The organism is Colwellia sp. MB3u-8 (genome assembly GCF_014076985.1).
Classification (GTDB): Bacteria; Pseudomonadota; Gammaproteobacteria; order Enterobacterales; family Alteromonadaceae; genus Cognaticolwellia.
On record NZ_JACGVA010000058.1, the window covers coordinates 287,125 to 302,294 of the forward strand.

Below are 15,170 nucleotides of genomic sequence, written 5' to 3' on the forward strand. Positions count from 1 at the left end.
ACCACACGGATAAGCGCGGTAAAATGCTAATTTTTCTGGCTCTCATCACTTATTTTGTGCAGTAACCAACTCATATGCGGCTTGAATGTCTTGCGCTTTTTGTTTGGCAGTCTCCATCATTTCAGGGGGTAAGCCTTTTGCGACTAATTTATCAGGGTGATGCTGAGACATCAGTTTACGGTAAGCTTTTTTAATCTCACTGGCTGAATTTTTATCCGTCACACCTAGTACTTTATAGGCATTTTCCAATTGTTTTCCTGATTGGGCAAAACTATGATTTGAGCCACCTTGGCCTTGTTGATGAAAGTTTGCACCCGCAATAATCATTTCTAATAATTTATCTAACTCTTGCGCTGAGTAGCCTAAACCCTTAGCGATTTGGTGTAGTGCGTCACGTTCATCTTGCTCTAAACTGCCGTCGGCAAAGGCCACTTGAATTTGAATTTCTAAAAACAACAATAGTAAATCTCGGCGATTACCTACTGCAGACTTTAATTTCTTTAATTGTTCGCTCAGTGGAAAACCGGTAGTTTTACCGTCTCTAAATGCTTCTTGGGCTTGTTGGCGTAATGCCTCTTTTAACCCCAACTTATCCATATAGGCGTTGGCAAAAGCAATTTCATGTGGCGAAACATGACCATCCGCTTTGGCGATATAGCCCATAACCGAAAAGCTACTATAAAAAAATGCTGCTTGACGTTCGGTATCACTTTTAGCACTACCTAAAGCACTAAAATCCAGCCCTATGCCTTTATCAAAACGATGTCCAATCCATGCACCGATTAATGCCCCAATAATACTCCTGCTTAGCATGAAACCAAACAAGAAACCTAAAATCTTACCCCAAATTCGCATTGTAAAACTCGATAATTAATTAACTGTAAAACTGTTTTAAATAGTGTTTAGTCTAGCTAAACGTTCAGGTGTGCCAACATCAGTCCAGGCTGTGTCTGTCACACTCGCTGAGATTTTGTGCTGATCAGCAGCAGCTCTTAACATCGGCGCTAAAGGTTGCACGGCTTGTTGTGCCATTAAGGCTTTATGCCCGCTTGTCTTTTCTTGCTCAAAAAAGCTTTTTCTATAAAGCGCAATGCCGCTAAAGGTGTAAGTGGCTTGCTGGTTACTTTTGGGATTAGCTAACATGCCCTCAACAAGTACAAAGTCGCCTCGGCGATTGTGCTCTGGATTTTCAACTAACAGCAAGTGTGCGTTACAATCAGCTGATAATAATGGTAATTTCTTTAAATTATAGTCACAATAAATGTCCGCATTAATCACTATAAATACGTCATCTTCATGCGCGGTTAACATCGGCAGTGCTTTAATAATCCCTCCCGCAGTTTCCAGTGCTACCGGCTCTTCACTGTAACTAATATTGGCCGAAAATTGCTTACCACAGCCAAGATAATCAACAATTTGTTGACCCAGCCAAGCGTGATTGATGACAATATTTTGAATACCCGCCGCGACTAAATTTTTGATGTGATATTCAATCAAGGGGATGCCATTAACTTGCAGTAATGGCTTAGGGCAATCATCTGTTAGGGGCCGCATACGTTCGCCTCGGCCTGCGGCTAAGATCATTGCTTTCATGAAAAATCATCCAAAATTTAATTTAAAATCCACTGCGTTTATTTACTGCTGGCATGACTCGTTGAGTGACCAATTCATGCAAAAAATTGAGTTTATCATATTGTGCGCTAACATCTTGTATGTAGGTCAAAGTAAGTGGAATATCCGCTAAATACCCTGACTTGTTATCTCTATGATGCAAGCGGGCAAAAATACCGCTGGCTTTTATATGGCGTTGTAGTCCGGTTAAATCAAACCAATATTGCCACTTTTCTTTGCTTAGGTTTTCATCAGGAAAATAGTCTTGTACTTGTTGGCGGTAATCTTCCATCAATGGCGTTATTAACGGCTTAGGCCAACGTACGTAACAATCCTTAAGTAACGACACCAGGTCATAAATAACCGGGCCTTTTACTGCATCTTGAAAATCAATCACACCCAGTTTATCATTGGCCAACAACATAATATTTCGACTGTGATAGTCACGATGCATAAAAACCTTAGGCTGTGCAATAATGGCAGAAACTAGAACATCAAAACAAGCGTTTAATGCTATTTTCTCATCATCCGTTAAATAAATTCCTAAGTGTTTTTCTAACAACCATTCGCTAAATATTGCCAATTCAGTCAGGATAAATGCTGCATTATAATCAGGCAATCTTGCAAAGACTGCTGCTTTGCATTTAAGCATCTTGCTCAGTTCAATAATCGCTTTGGCATAGTAATGCTGCATGTTTTCACTTGATAGTCTTTCAGCCAATACCGTGTCACCAAAATCACTCAGACACAGAAAACCGTTTTTAAGGTCCACGGCTATCATGTTAGGCACATTTACCCCAAGGTCCTGCAAAATTTGCTGCACATCGACAAACGCTTGATTATTTGATAATTTTACTGGCGCATCAACCGCTATATAGCAGGGATTAATATTATGACCATGACTGTGACTATTATTATGAAAGCGAAAGTAACGTCTAAAACCTGCATCTCCAGTCAAGGGGATTAGGCTAATATTTTCCGCCGGAAAGTGACTTTCTAGCCACTGTAATAAATCTCTAGTTCTTAAGTTATTCAATGAAATATCGCTCTAAAAAAAATTATGCCAATGATTATGCCAATATAACTAATTAGCAGACTAATGAAAATTGCTATATTATTGCTATTAGCGGTAAAATGCCGTTCTAAATCTAGGCTTTGTATTTTTCAAGTTAATTACCCGGACCATAAATGCGCTTTTCCCTAAACAAAATTATCTTTGTCTGCCTAATATCGTTTACATTTGGTAGCAAGGCGCAAAATACTGAAATAAATACTAATCTAGCCAGCCAATGCCCCATTCCATTCTACGCAAATATTGCTGACGGCACCGGTAAGCAGGCTAACGAAAACTTTACTATTATCTCTACAACCTCGGCCATTAAAAAAGGTCAATATGCGAACTTTACCGGTGGCGTTACTTTATTAAATCAAGATAAATCGGTTGTTGCTGATCAATTAACGGTCAACCGCGATACAGCTACAGTCGATGCAAATGGCGACATTCACTTTCAAAATAAAGGCATTGATATATTTGCCGACTCGCTCAATATCAACCAGCTGCAAAAAACTACCTCACTGAACGCAGCTTCGTATCAACTCAATGGCTCTGCTGGCCATGGCAATGCGAAAAAAATCAACATTAATGGCAATGGTAAAACCTTAAGCTTTCTCGACTCAAGCTTTACCACGTGTTACGACGCCGTACCTGATTGGCAAATGCGGGCCAGTGAAATTACCATTTCATCAGATAAAAAATCGCTTGAGGCTTATCATGCACGCTTTAGCCTTTTCGATATCCCGATTTTATATATTCCCTATTTAACTATGCCACTCAGTAATGACCGAATGTCAGGCTTTTTATACCCAACAATCAGTACGTCCAATAGTTCAGGTTTAGAGGTTGAGGCCCCCTATTATGTCAACATAGCAGAAAACATGGATGCAACCATCACACCGCGTTATATGTCACAAAGAGGCACACAATTAATTACTCAGTTTAGGTATTTGCAAGACTTACAATCAGGGCAAATTGATGTTGAATATCTCAATAAAGACACAAAACTGATTAATAGTGATAATGCACGATATTTAGCACGACTTCAGCATATTGGTACATTTTCAGAGCGATTTAGGGCCCATGTTGATTACACCGCTATCAGTGATGATAATTACCTGGTTGATTTAGGCAGTAATCAATTTAGCGCCAATGACGCTTATCTTTATCAAATTGGCGAGCTTGCCTATTTTGCAGATAACTGGCAAACGACGATAAAAATGCAAGATTTTGAGCTTTTGGGAAACCATCAACTGAGTTACAAAACCTTACCGCAAATAGAATTCAGCCTTCAGCAATCATTAGCTAATTTTGATGGTATTTTTGATCTTTATTCTGAATTTTCAAGTTTTGATACCGCGGATAAAACCAAGCCCACCGCACAAAGGTACCATGTAGAAGCGGGCTTGTTATATCCCATAGTTACCCCTGCCTGGTTTTTAAATTCAGAATTTAAAGTACTTCAAACCAATTACAGCCAGAAAAATATTAGTAGTGGTAGTCTGTTAGAAAAAAACATCAGCAGAACTTTACCAAAAATACGTCTCCATGGTGGGGTAAACTTCGACCGCAACCTAAGCTTATTTAATCAAGGCTATAACCACACATTAGAGCCGCAATTACAATATCTTTATATTCCAGATAAAGAGCAAAACAATATCGGTATTTACGATACAACCACCTTGCAAGATGACTATAATGGCTTATTTCGCGACCGCCGTTTCAGCGGCATTGATCGCATAGCACAAGCCAATCAAATATCTTGGGGGGTAACAAGTCGACTATTAACTGCAGATAATACTGAAGTGCTGCGCTTTAGTTTAGGACGAATCGTTTATTTAAACGATAGTAACTTTGACGATAGCGACCAAGATGCTTTAGTGGATAAATCAGCATTCGCTGCCGATATTTTTGTCCACATAAATCGCCAGTGGCAATTTAGTTCTGACATTCAATACAACAGCGATTTAGGCGTGACGAATAAAAGTCAAACCTCATTTGATTATTTATTTTCCGATAATCAAACAATTCAATTGAACCATCGATATGCTCGTGATGTCTCAGGAGAGTCATTAGAGCAAATGTCTTTAGCCACTAATATTAAGATTGCACAGCGCTGGCAAATTGTTGGCCGATTTAGCCAAGACTTACAAGGTAAACGCAGTATCGAGAGTTATGCTGGCCTTGAATATAGTAGCTGCTGTTGGGGTATTCGCTTTACCTACCATCGCAATATTAATTCGACCATTGACGACACGAGTAACATAAACGAAAATCGAGATGCATTTGATAGCAGTTTTAATATTCAGTTTGTATATAATGGTATAAATAGCAAAAAATCGTCCAACAGTGTTGGAGATATGTTTAATTCAAGTATATTCGGCTATAAACGCCCTTACTTCCTCAATAACTAATTAAAAGAAACCTACGTTACATGAAAAATTCATTGAAATTATTACTGCTTAGCTCGGTGTTTATTTTAAGCTCACTGGGGAAATGTATGGCCGTTGAGGTTGAACTTGACCGAGTAGCAGCGGTAGTTAATAGTGGTGTTGTATTAGAGTCTGAAGTTAAAGACCTGATCGCCTCTGTTACTATACAAGCAAAAAAAAATAACCAAACCTTACCATCAGATCGCGCTTTACGTGTTCAAGTAATGGAAAAGTTAATTAATGACGCGATAATCTCGCAACTGGGTGAGCGCATGGGCGTTCAGATCAGTGATGCCCAACTTGATGAAACCATATCAAATATGGCACAGGAGAATAAGCAATCACTTGAAGAATTGCGCCAATCGCTTGTTGCAGATGGCCTAGATTATGAAAAATATCGTGAGAATATTCGTAACGAGTTAATTTCAGGCGAAGTTCGACGCGCTAGTTTACGTCGACGCATTTATATCTCACCACAAGAAGTCGCTAACCTATTGTCTGTCATGAAAGAACAAACTAATGCTGATATAGAGTACCGTTTAGGTCATATCTTAATTGAGTTTCCTAATAATCCAAAGCAAGTGGATATCAGCGCGGCTAAAGTACGTGCTGAGAAAGTGCTTGAATTATTAAATAACGGCAGCGACTTTACTAATATTGCTATGACCTCATCTGGCGGCGGAAATGCCCTTGATGGTGGTGATTTAGGTTGGAAAACGATTAATGAAATGCCGACCTTATTTTCTGAAATAGTTGATGGTCAAGAAAAGGGTAGTATTTTTGGCCCCATACGTACTGGCTTAGGTTTTAGTATCGTCAAATTAGTCGATATTCGTGGTCGTAAAACCATGGAAGTTGAAGAAGTAAAAGCAAGCCACATCTTAATTAAGCCCTCAATTATTCTCAGTGAAGCCAAAGCGGAAGCTTTATTACAAGGTTTTGTCGAAAAATTAAATGCTGGTCAAGCTGACTTTGCTGAGCTTGCCAAAGAGTACTCTGAGGGTCCTACCTCTGTACGTGGTGGCGACTTAGGTTGGTCAGAGCCAAGTAAATATGATCCCGCCTTTGCCGAAGCATTGGCAAGTTTAGATATTGATGAAGTGCATAAACCTTTTCGTTCATCATTTGGTTGGCACATTGCTAAATTAACTGGTCGTAGAACATTAGATGCCACTGAGCAAATGAATGAGAACCGCGTCTACCAACTGCTTTACAACCGTAAATTCGGTATGGAAGGCGCACGTTGGATCAAAGAATTACGTGACGAAGCGTATATAGAAGTTTTAGAAATAGGTAAGAAATAGTGTTAAAACGAATAGCAATAACACCAGGAGAGCCTGCAGGTATTGGCCCAGATCTGATGATAAAAGTCGCGCAGCAAGATTGGCCTATACAAATGGTTGCGGTCGTATCTCCTGAGTTATTAATAGCACGGGCGAAATTATTAAACTTGCCACTGATCATTAAGCCCTATAACGCCGATGATGAAATAACGGCGCATAAAGCCGGAACACTGATGGTATTACCGGTGGCATTGGAAGATATTTGCGAGCCTGGCGTACTTAACGCTAACAATGGTCGCTACGTAGTCGAAACCTTGCGTATTGCCAGTGAGAAAAATATTTCTGGCGAATTTGATGCGGTAGTTACTGGCCCTGTTCATAAAGGTTTAATCAACAAAGCCGGCATCGCGTTTAGCGGCCATACCGAATACTTTGCTAATCAAGCAAACTGTTCTGATGTGGTAATGATGCTAGCGACAGAAGGATTAAGAGTTGCGTTAGTCACTACTCATATACCTTTAGCCTATGTATCTAAAGCCATCACACACGAAAGGCTACAAAAAGTGACGCGTATATTACATCGAGATTTGATTGATAAATTTGGCATTCATGATCCTAAGATTTATGTCTGTGGCATCAACCCGCATGCCGGTGAAGACGGTCATTTGGGCCGTGAAGAAATCGATGTGATGATCCCCGCTTTAGACGAATTGCGTTTAGAAGGCATGAACCTTATTGGACCCTTACCTGCTGATACCATTTTCCAAGCTAAATACTTGGATGATGCTGATGCCATATTGACTATGTTTCATGATCAGGGTTTACCGGTACTTAAATATAAAGGTTTTGGCTCTTCGGTAAATATTACTTTAGGACTGCCATTCATTAGAACATCTGTTGATCATGGTACCGCCTTAGATTTGGCTGGCACCGATGAGGCAGATGTGGGTAGTTTCAAAGAAGCAATAAACACAGCGATAACCTTAGCTAACAACCATGTAGAAGATTAATTCGAGCAAAAAATACTATGAGTAAAAATTCCCATTTGGGTCATCAAGCCAAAAAACGCTTTGGACAAAACTTTTTACATAATGACGCCATCATCAGCAATATTGTTGACGTTATCAACCCTGAGCCGAATGAAAATTTAGTTGAAATTGGCCCTGGATTAGGCGCACTTACCGAACCTGTTATCGATCGTGCGGGTCAACTCAGCGTCATCGAGTTAGACCGAGATTTAGCACATAGATTACGTCATCATCCATTTTTAGCGGCTAAATTAACTATCTATGAAGAAGATGCTTTAAAATTTGATTTTGCCCAATTAGCCAGTGACGAAAAACCATTACGTATTTTTGGTAATTTGCCTTATAACATTTCAACCCCGCTGATCTTTCACTTACTGACTTTTAAAGACAAAGTAAAAGATATGCACTTTATGCTGCAAAAAGAAGTGGTACAGCGCATGGCATCGGGTGAAAACTGTAAAGCTTATGGTCGTTTGTCGATCATGACACAATACCAATGCCAAGTTATACCTGTGATGGAAATAGGCCCTGAAGCCTTTAAGCCCGCGCCTAAAGTAGACTCGGCTATTGTCAGATTAATACCGCATAAAGTGATTAAAAATCCTGTTAAGGATATTAACTCGCTCAATAAAGTTTGTTTAGCGGCATTTAATCAGCGTCGCAAGACTATTCGTAACAGCTTTAAAAAACTGATTTCTGCTGAACAGTTAACGGCGTTAGGTATTGACCCGGGACTGCGTGCTGAAAATTTAGCCTTAGCCGATTTTGTCATGTTAGCTAATTTTGTTACTGACAACCCAATAGAGCTTAACAATGAATGATAACCAAGTAGCAAGAGTTGCTGATATTGAGGTCAGTGTCGTTAGTGACTATCTAGCGCAACAATCTATCGAAGCCGAACAACAATTTGTCTTTAGTTACACTATCACAGTAACAAATAACAGCGTTGAAACTGTGCAACTACTCAGTCGCTATTGGTTAATTACTGACGCTAACGGTGAATCTAGCACTGTATCAGGTGAAGGTGTTATTGGTCAGCAACCTTTTATTAAGGCCGGCCAAAATTTTACCTATACCAGTGGCTGTGTATTAAAATCTCCCTTGGGTAATATGCAAGGGCACTACCAAATGCAAAGAAAATCAGCCAAGTTAGTGCAAGTTGAAATCCCACTGTTTCGCTTAGCAAAGCCCAATATCTTAAACTAGAGAGCACTAATGGCTGTTTATTTCGTCGGTGACATTCAAGGCTGCTACAGCGAACTAAAGGCTTTATTAACTCAAGTGGGCTTTTCTAATGTTAGCGACCAACTTTATGTTGCCGGTGATTTAGTCGCCCGCGGGCCTAATTCTCTTGAAACCTTGCGCTTTATTAAATCGCTTGGGCAAAGTGCTAAAGTGGTTTTAGGTAATCATGACTTACACTTACTTGCCGTTTATCACGGTATTAAAAAAGTCAAAAAGCAAGATCATCTAGCGCTATTATTATCAGCTCCAGACGTAGCAGAACTAATGCACTGGTTAATTCAACAGCCACTTATTCAAAAACTGCCTGATGAAGAAACTTATATGAGCCATGCGGGGCTTTCCCCGCAGTGGACACCTCAACAAGCACTTAAACAAGCCAAAATAGCACAACAGCATTTAACCTCTTCAGCAAGCCATACCTGGTTAAGCAGCATGTATGGCGAACAACCTATCAGTTGGCTAAAGGCAGACGATGAACTTGCTCGCTTTAGATTTACCATCAATTCGCTAACCCGTATGCGCTATTGCTTCGCTGACGGTAGTTTAGATTTTAGCTGTAAAGAAAGTCCCAGCAGCGCCCCAAAAGCATTATCACCTTGGTTTGATTTTGGTCATATTAATGATAATACCCAATGGATATTTGGCCATTGGGCTGCTTTGATGGGTTATTGCCCAGCCAGTAATATATATGCACTTGATACTGGCTGTGTTTGGGGACAACACCTGACGATACTGAGATGGCACGATAAAAAAATATTTATTGAACAAGCACATATTAAAAAAAAATAATGCATAGCATTGGTTTAAAATGTAATTTAGCTTGTTATACTAGCAAAAGATATGTGTACATTCCTTTGTAGTCTAATAATAATGAATGATCACCTAGATAAATACTAACGCTTATTATTTATTGTGTGATCTAAGTATGATTTAATTTATATATTGGTGGGATCTATGAACTTAACCGTAGCAACAAAAATAATTGGTGGCTTCACCATTATTTCACTTTTACTCATTTTAACCAGCGTAATATCATGGAATAGTTTAAATACTATTGGCGATGCGACAAAGCAGCAAAATGAACTAGCGATACCGACGTTAAAATCAAGTAACAAGTTAGCGAACGATCTAGCCCGTATTGGCAACCTAACGCTGCGTGCATATTACCAAACAGCACTAGCACCATTGGCAGAAAATTTTAACGCTTTTGATACTGAAAAAAGTGAATTTAGAGCTCAGCTCAACCGTTTGAAAGATATTGTTCAAGACGAAGCTAGTTTAATCAAAAATTTACGTGAAGTAGATCCAGTTTACAACAGCTTAGAGAAAGAAATCGACACTGTACTTCGCAATAGAAAATTTGCCATAGAGCAACACCTGACCTTGCTAGATAAAATATATCTTATCGAAGAAAAAGCCGACGACATGGCGACTATTTTATTAGATCTTGGCGACCATAAACTTGCTACAACAAAATTACAACGTGCGGTTAGTTTAGCCGAACGCTTAGAAACTTTACTCAATAGCATGGTGAGTTCATCACTGAATTATCATGACATTAAAGATCAACAATCTGCATCACTGGTTGCCAGTCAAATCGAAAACACATTTAATGATATTGAGAAATCAATCTATGATGTAGTGAATGAATTAAAGCAAAAAAATGTAACTAATATTGCTGATGAGTTAACCGATAGCTTTTCAGCATTGCAAGGTTACCTCATTGGCAGTGGGAGAATTTTCACCCATAAAAATAATCAACTAAACGCAGTTGCCACGGCAAAGACGAGTTTACAACTTGCAGAAAATGGTATTGATAGTGCTAATGCCATATTGGCCACACAAGTAAATTTAGCTAATAAAACAGCTATTGCCACTGGCGATTTAGTGAAAACGTCAGTATCTGACGGCACACTTAATACCCTTATTATCACCTTAATTTCTATTGTGCTGGCTATAGTGATCGCGTGGGTAACCTTAACGAGCATTATTCGCCCATTAAGACGAGTAAATGAAATGCTCAATATTGTTGCTTCTGGTGACTTATCTCACAAACTAGATGAAAGTGGCAATGATGAGTTCGCCCAGCTTTCCGCTAACTGCAACTTATTAATCGATAGTTTACGCAACTTAATTCAAAGTATTGTTAGTCGTTCAACCCAGCTAGCAACAGCGGCTGAGCAAACATCGACAGTAACCGCCCAAAGTACTAAAGCTATTGAAGAGCAACGCACGCAAGTAGAACAAGCGGCGTCTGCTACCACTGAAATGAGCAGTACGGCACAAAGTGTGTTATCAAGTGCGAATGATGCCTTAGTTGAAATCAAACATGCTGATGACGAAGCTGAGCGGGTTAAAGTTATTTCTGGTCATAACCGCCAAACTATTGAGCTGTTAGCTAATGAAGTAGAGTCTGCTTCACAAGTCATTAATAAATTACAACAAGATAGCGCATCAATTGGTGGCATTCTTGATGTGATCAGAGGTATTGCAGAGCAAACCAACTTATTAGCACTAAACGCAGCAATAGAAGCTGCTCGTGCCGGTGAGCAAGGTCGAGGCTTTGCTGTGGTCGCTGATGAAGTGAGAACCTTGGCGAGCAGAACTCAAGTGTCTACCCAAGAAATTCAAAATATGATTGAAGTACTACAAACCGGTTCAGAAAAAGCCGTGTTAGTGATGAATACAGGTAAAAAGCAAGCAACGAACTGTGTTGAACAAAGTATTCAAGCCGAACAAGCACTTGATACTATTACACACGCGGTTCATGAAGCCTTTGACCGTAGCTCGCAAATAGCCACAGCAGCTGAGGAACAAAGTGTTGTTGCTCATGAAATAAGCGAAAACCTAGAGTCAATTGTCACTATTGCTGAACAAACAACAGCTGGCTCAAAGCAAACGGCAGAGGCCAGCAGTGAAGTTGCCCGCTTAGCTGAAGAATTACAACAATCAGTACGAGAATTTAAGCTTTAGTTTTTTACTTAGTCTCAAAGCTTAAATAACAAAAAAGAGCGCTTAGGCGCTCTTTTTTGTGTCTAAAGATATTTATATCAAATGGCTATAATTTATTGGCCGCTGAGTAATAGTTAATCCCTTAGCTATTATGCCCAGCTTATCTTTAAACTTTTTCATACACCGAGAAATCTAACTGATATGGATTTTTTTCATCACTGGGGCGAATATCACTAGCAATTTTTTGCCAAACAGTTAAATCATATTCAGGAAAGTAAGTATCGCCATCAATATCCGCATTAATATGAGTAATATAAAGTCGTTGCGCCGCCGCTAAGCAATGTTGGTAAATAGCGCCACCACCAATCACCATCACTTCTGCGCTATCAACAACCAAAGCTAAAGCGGCATCAACAGAATTAACCACCTCGACACCCTCGGCTTGAAAGTTATCGTCACGGGAAATAACAATATTTTTCCGCCCCGGCAAAGCCCGACCAATAGATTGGTAAGTTTTTCGCCCCATAATAATGGGCTTACCTAAAGTCGTTTTTTTAAAATAGGCCAAATCGGCCGGCAGGTGCCAAGGCATGTCATTGTTTTTACCGATTACACGGTTATTGGCATGCGCCACTATCATTGAAAGTATGGTCATAGTTTTTTTTACTTTATCGGACAGCTAAATTTTAAAAGATTATACGTTATTACTGACAACAAAAAAGCGGCAATTGTCGTGCTACAAAGCAGGGTTAGAAAAACTGATAAAAAAAAGTAGCACAACTCAGGATAAAACTTGTGGAAAGAACTTGTGGAAAAAATTCTGAAGATATTCAACTACGCCCTAGTATAAATGTAAGTTACCCGATAACACCTCTTACACTCTCAAGGCTTTATATCAAGCTTAGATGCAAATAATAAGTGCATAACTTGCCACTAAAAATAATACGGCACTGTGTAAAAAATGTGTTTATATACCCTTCTTAAAATCATAAATCAGATTAAAAATTAATGTAAATAAGGCTACACTGCATTAATAACAAGACACTACAAATAACCCTACCCCCTTAATAAAGGTTTTAACATAGCTTCTAAACCATTAAGCTTAACTTCGTAAATGAGTGCCAACTGTTGACCTAACTTTCCTTCTGGAAATCCCTTACGGTGAAACCAAACTAAATAAGGCTCAGGCAGTTGCAGCAACTTTCTGCCGCTATACTTTCCAAATGGCATGATCTGATTTACCGCCGCAATTAAATCTGCATTATTATTTATCGACATAAGTTACCCATGCTCAATTGAGCCTCTACATTTTATTAGTTATTAGTTATTGCTCATGCGTTGATGCTTTGACATAAAAATGTCACAGCGAGTGTTTATAGTCTTGCTTATATTTACACTTAATTGGTATCAAGATGATGCCTAAATTTTTATTTGGGGAATTATTATGTCAATGGTTAGGAAACGCAATGCTGCAGTAAAAGCTTATATACCGACTAATGCCCGTGACAATCAGTATATTTTGGCCGAATTCACCTTAACAGAGCAACTACTTTCGCAATTACCGACACAGGTTAATCATAGCGGTAGTATAAATTATTATGCTTGTTATCAAACCTTGGCAAACTTACTGTTTACCTTAAGTAACGACTATGGCATTAAAAACAGCATATTGGTTGCCAACGACAAGTTGGTCCGTGTCCGTTACAGCCAAGAAATGCACCAATGGCAAACAAAACAACAAATCATCTTTTATTACGATCCAAATCAGCATGTACTGCAAAATTCATTTTTTGATGCCAATATCAAAGCAAAAAAAATTACCTTAGTATTTTTAGCATCTGGACCTGATATCAGGGCCGAAGCGGCCAATTTCCATCAAAGGGTAAAAGTACTATTAGAACATTTTTCCCAGCAAGTAGACTTACCCATCACCGGTATCCGCATGCGCGACCACCAACATCTTACTTACGACATTTTGGCTAAAAATAAAGGCTACAAAACTAGCCAAGCTCATAAATTTAGACCAATAAAACAAAGGTATGCGAGTCAAGATGTTACATTAGCAGAAAATATGTCATCAATCACTTACGCCATAGTCGACTTAACCCTTGATCATAGAATTTCAGAGCTAGTTGACATAGATCCCGCCGCAACCGATCCCTATAACCCACTTTATACTTATTTAACCGACACTTTTTCATTGGTAGCAAAACATTTTAACTTAAATAATGGTGCACTTATCGCTAATGGTTTAGTGCCTATTGTTAGACATAGTTTGCATGATTTAGTCTCGAAAGTTGGAGAATTGCAAATGTTAGGCTACAACCCAAAACAAAGCCCCTGTGGTATTGTCAGTAGATGGCAAGCGCATGAATTGGTTGATAACGTGCAACTGATCTTTGTTGCTAATTGCCATAATGGCGAAGAACAAAACTATGCAAAATTTGTCAATCAAATAGAACAAGCCATGCATTTATTTGCCACAGAGCTCAAAATGCCAACCGAAAAAGAGCAATTAACCTTACGCTTTCATCAACACATTGCCTATAACTTATCGCATGATAACTGATAGTTATAACACCTAGAGCTAACTACAAGCCTAGCTCTAGGTCATTTATTTACTGATCACCAGACTGATCGCATAACATGAGATCATGGTGATAGTTAACGACATAGATAGTTAACTTGAGTTGAATGAACTCATGCTAACGTCCCCATAGCTGTCTGCCTGCCTAAAAACCATATCAACACTACTACTGACTCGGCTAATACCGACAATAACGTAAAAAATAAAAAATATAGACATCTAAACGTCTAAGTGTTATCTTTTGAAAAATAAAGAGCATAGACGTCTAAACGTCTTTATTTTGTGCTGGAAATCCACTTTCAGTCACCCTAAGCAAAATTGAACAAGGAAATGAGCCGTGAGCATAGAAACCATTACTTTAGGCGCCGGCTGTTTTTGGTGCGTTGAAAATATTTTTAGCCGAATTAAAGGTGTGCTATCGGTAACCAGCGGTTATGCAGATGGCGATATTATCAAGCCAAGCTATGAGCAGGTTTGTAGCGGTATCACTAATCACGCAGAGGTAGTACAAATAACGTTTAACCCATCGCAGTTAGCTATTGAGCAGCTATTAACGGTTTTTTTTGCTATTCACGACGCGACAACGCTGAACCGTCAAGGTGATGATATCGGTAGTCAATATCGCTCAACGATTTTATGTCACACCCCTGCACAGCAAGTGGTAGCTAAAACAAAAATTGCTCAATTGCATGCACAGCAATACGTTGAGCAAACGATAGTCACTGTCGTTAAAGCCGCCACTCATTTTTACAGTGCGGAAGACTATCATCAAGATTATGTCACCAACAACCCAGAAAATAAGTATTGTCAGCTAGTTGTAGCAAAAAAAATTCAAACGTTTTTAAGTGAGTTTTCATACTTGTTAAAAAATGAAACTTAATCGCTATAGCGATATAACATCAAGTAATTTAACTCGCCTTGTCTGACAAATAATAAAAATTTGCTCATAAAAAACGCATAACAATTTACTTGCTATGC

14 protein-coding genes are annotated in these 15,170 nt (G+C 39.0%); 9 read left to right on the forward strand and 5 right to left on the reverse strand.

The window, feature by feature from the left end; all coding sequences use genetic code 11:
* Positions 1 to 45: 45 nt before the first annotated feature.
* From djlA to H4J54_RS06030, 3 genes are read right to left on the reverse strand one after another with little or no spacing between them, the layout of a single operon-like run.
* Complete coding sequence (gene djlA / locus H4J54_RS06020; RefSeq protein ID WP_182190003.1) at positions 46 to 855, reverse strand: co-chaperone DjlA; 810 nt, start codon at positions 853 to 855, stop codon at positions 46 to 48.
* 36 nt (positions 856 to 891) lie between these two features.
* Positions 892 to 1,593 carry an N-acetylmuramate alpha-1-phosphate uridylyltransferase MurU gene (gene murU, locus H4J54_RS06025; RefSeq protein ID WP_182190004.1) on the reverse strand — a complete coding sequence of 234 codons (702 nt, stop codon included), beginning with the start codon at positions 1,591 to 1,593 and terminating at the stop codon, positions 892 to 894.
* Positions 1,594 to 1,615: 22 nt separating this feature from the next.
* A complete protein-coding gene (locus tag H4J54_RS06030; protein WP_182190005.1) occupies positions 1,616 to 2,647 on the reverse strand; it encodes an aminoglycoside phosphotransferase family protein in 1,032 nt (343 codons plus the stop codon).
* A 152-nt stretch (positions 2,648 to 2,799) separates the two neighbouring features.
* On the opposite strand from H4J54_RS06030, the gene H4J54_RS06035 reads away from it, so the two are divergent.
* The 7 genes from H4J54_RS06035 (at position 2,800) to H4J54_RS06065 (ending at position 11,626) form a co-directional block, all read left to right on the forward strand.
* Entirely contained in the window at positions 2,800 to 5,079 is a 2,280-nt protein-coding gene (locus H4J54_RS06035) for an LPS-assembly protein LptD (protein WP_182190006.1), read from the forward strand.
* Positions 5,079 to 6,401 carry a peptidylprolyl isomerase SurA gene (surA, locus tag H4J54_RS06040; protein ID WP_404851890.1) on the forward strand — a complete coding sequence of 441 codons (1,323 nt, stop codon included), beginning with the start codon at positions 5,079 to 5,081 and terminating at the stop codon, positions 6,399 to 6,401. Before H4J54_RS06035 ends, surA begins: the two co-directional genes overlap by 1 nt.
* Positions 6,398 to 7,390, forward strand: a complete 993-nt coding sequence (pdxA, locus tag H4J54_RS06045; RefSeq protein WP_182190142.1) for a 4-hydroxythreonine-4-phosphate dehydrogenase PdxA — start codon at positions 6,398 to 6,400, stop codon at positions 7,388 to 7,390. The genes surA and pdxA overlap by 4 nt, the downstream gene beginning before the upstream one ends.
* 17 nt (positions 7,391 to 7,407) lie before the next feature.
* A complete protein-coding gene (gene rsmA, locus H4J54_RS06050; protein WP_182190008.1) occupies positions 7,408 to 8,229 on the forward strand; it encodes a 16S rRNA (adenine(1518)-N(6)/adenine(1519)-N(6))-dimethyltransferase RsmA in 822 nt (273 codons plus the stop codon).
* Entirely contained in the window at positions 8,222 to 8,614 is a 393-nt protein-coding gene (gene apaG / locus H4J54_RS06055) for a Co2+/Mg2+ efflux protein ApaG (protein WP_182190009.1), read from the forward strand. The genes rsmA and apaG overlap by 8 nt, the downstream gene beginning before the upstream one ends.
* Before the next feature lie 9 nt (positions 8,615 to 8,623).
* Positions 8,624 to 9,442, forward strand: coding sequence for a symmetrical bis(5'-nucleosyl)-tetraphosphatase (locus H4J54_RS06060; RefSeq protein WP_182190010.1), 819 nt, complete (start codon positions 8,624 to 8,626; stop codon positions 9,440 to 9,442).
* Positions 9,443 to 9,607: 165 nt separating this feature from the next.
* Positions 9,608 to 11,626: a methyl-accepting chemotaxis protein gene (locus H4J54_RS06065; protein WP_182190011.1), complete on the forward strand. Its 2,019-nt coding sequence runs from the start codon at positions 9,608 to 9,610 to the stop codon at positions 11,624 to 11,626.
* Positions 11,627 to 11,771: 145 nt separating this feature from the next.
* Here H4J54_RS06065 and folA read toward each other — a convergent pair whose 3' ends face one another.
* Positions 11,772 to 12,260 (reverse strand): type 3 dihydrofolate reductase, encoded by a 489-nt coding sequence (gene folA / locus H4J54_RS06070; protein ID WP_182190012.1) that lies wholly within the window; start codon positions 12,258 to 12,260, stop codon positions 11,772 to 11,774.
* Between the two features lie 401 nt (positions 12,261 to 12,661).
* On the reverse strand, positions 12,662 to 12,883 hold the full coding sequence (locus tag H4J54_RS06075) for a DUF3820 family protein (protein WP_182190013.1): 222 nt from the start codon (positions 12,881 to 12,883) through the stop codon (positions 12,662 to 12,664).
* Positions 12,884 to 13,049: 166 nt separating this feature from the next.
* On the opposite strand from H4J54_RS06075, the gene H4J54_RS06080 reads away from it, so the two are divergent.
* Entirely contained in the window at positions 13,050 to 14,174 is a 1,125-nt protein-coding gene (locus H4J54_RS06080; protein WP_182190014.1) for a DUF3083 family protein, read from the forward strand.
* Positions 14,175 to 14,529: 355 nt separating this feature from the next.
* Entirely contained in the window at positions 14,530 to 15,072 is a 543-nt protein-coding gene (gene msrA, locus H4J54_RS06085) for a peptide-methionine (S)-S-oxide reductase MsrA (RefSeq protein ID WP_182190015.1), read from the forward strand.
* Positions 15,073 to 15,170: the final 98 nt, after the last annotated feature.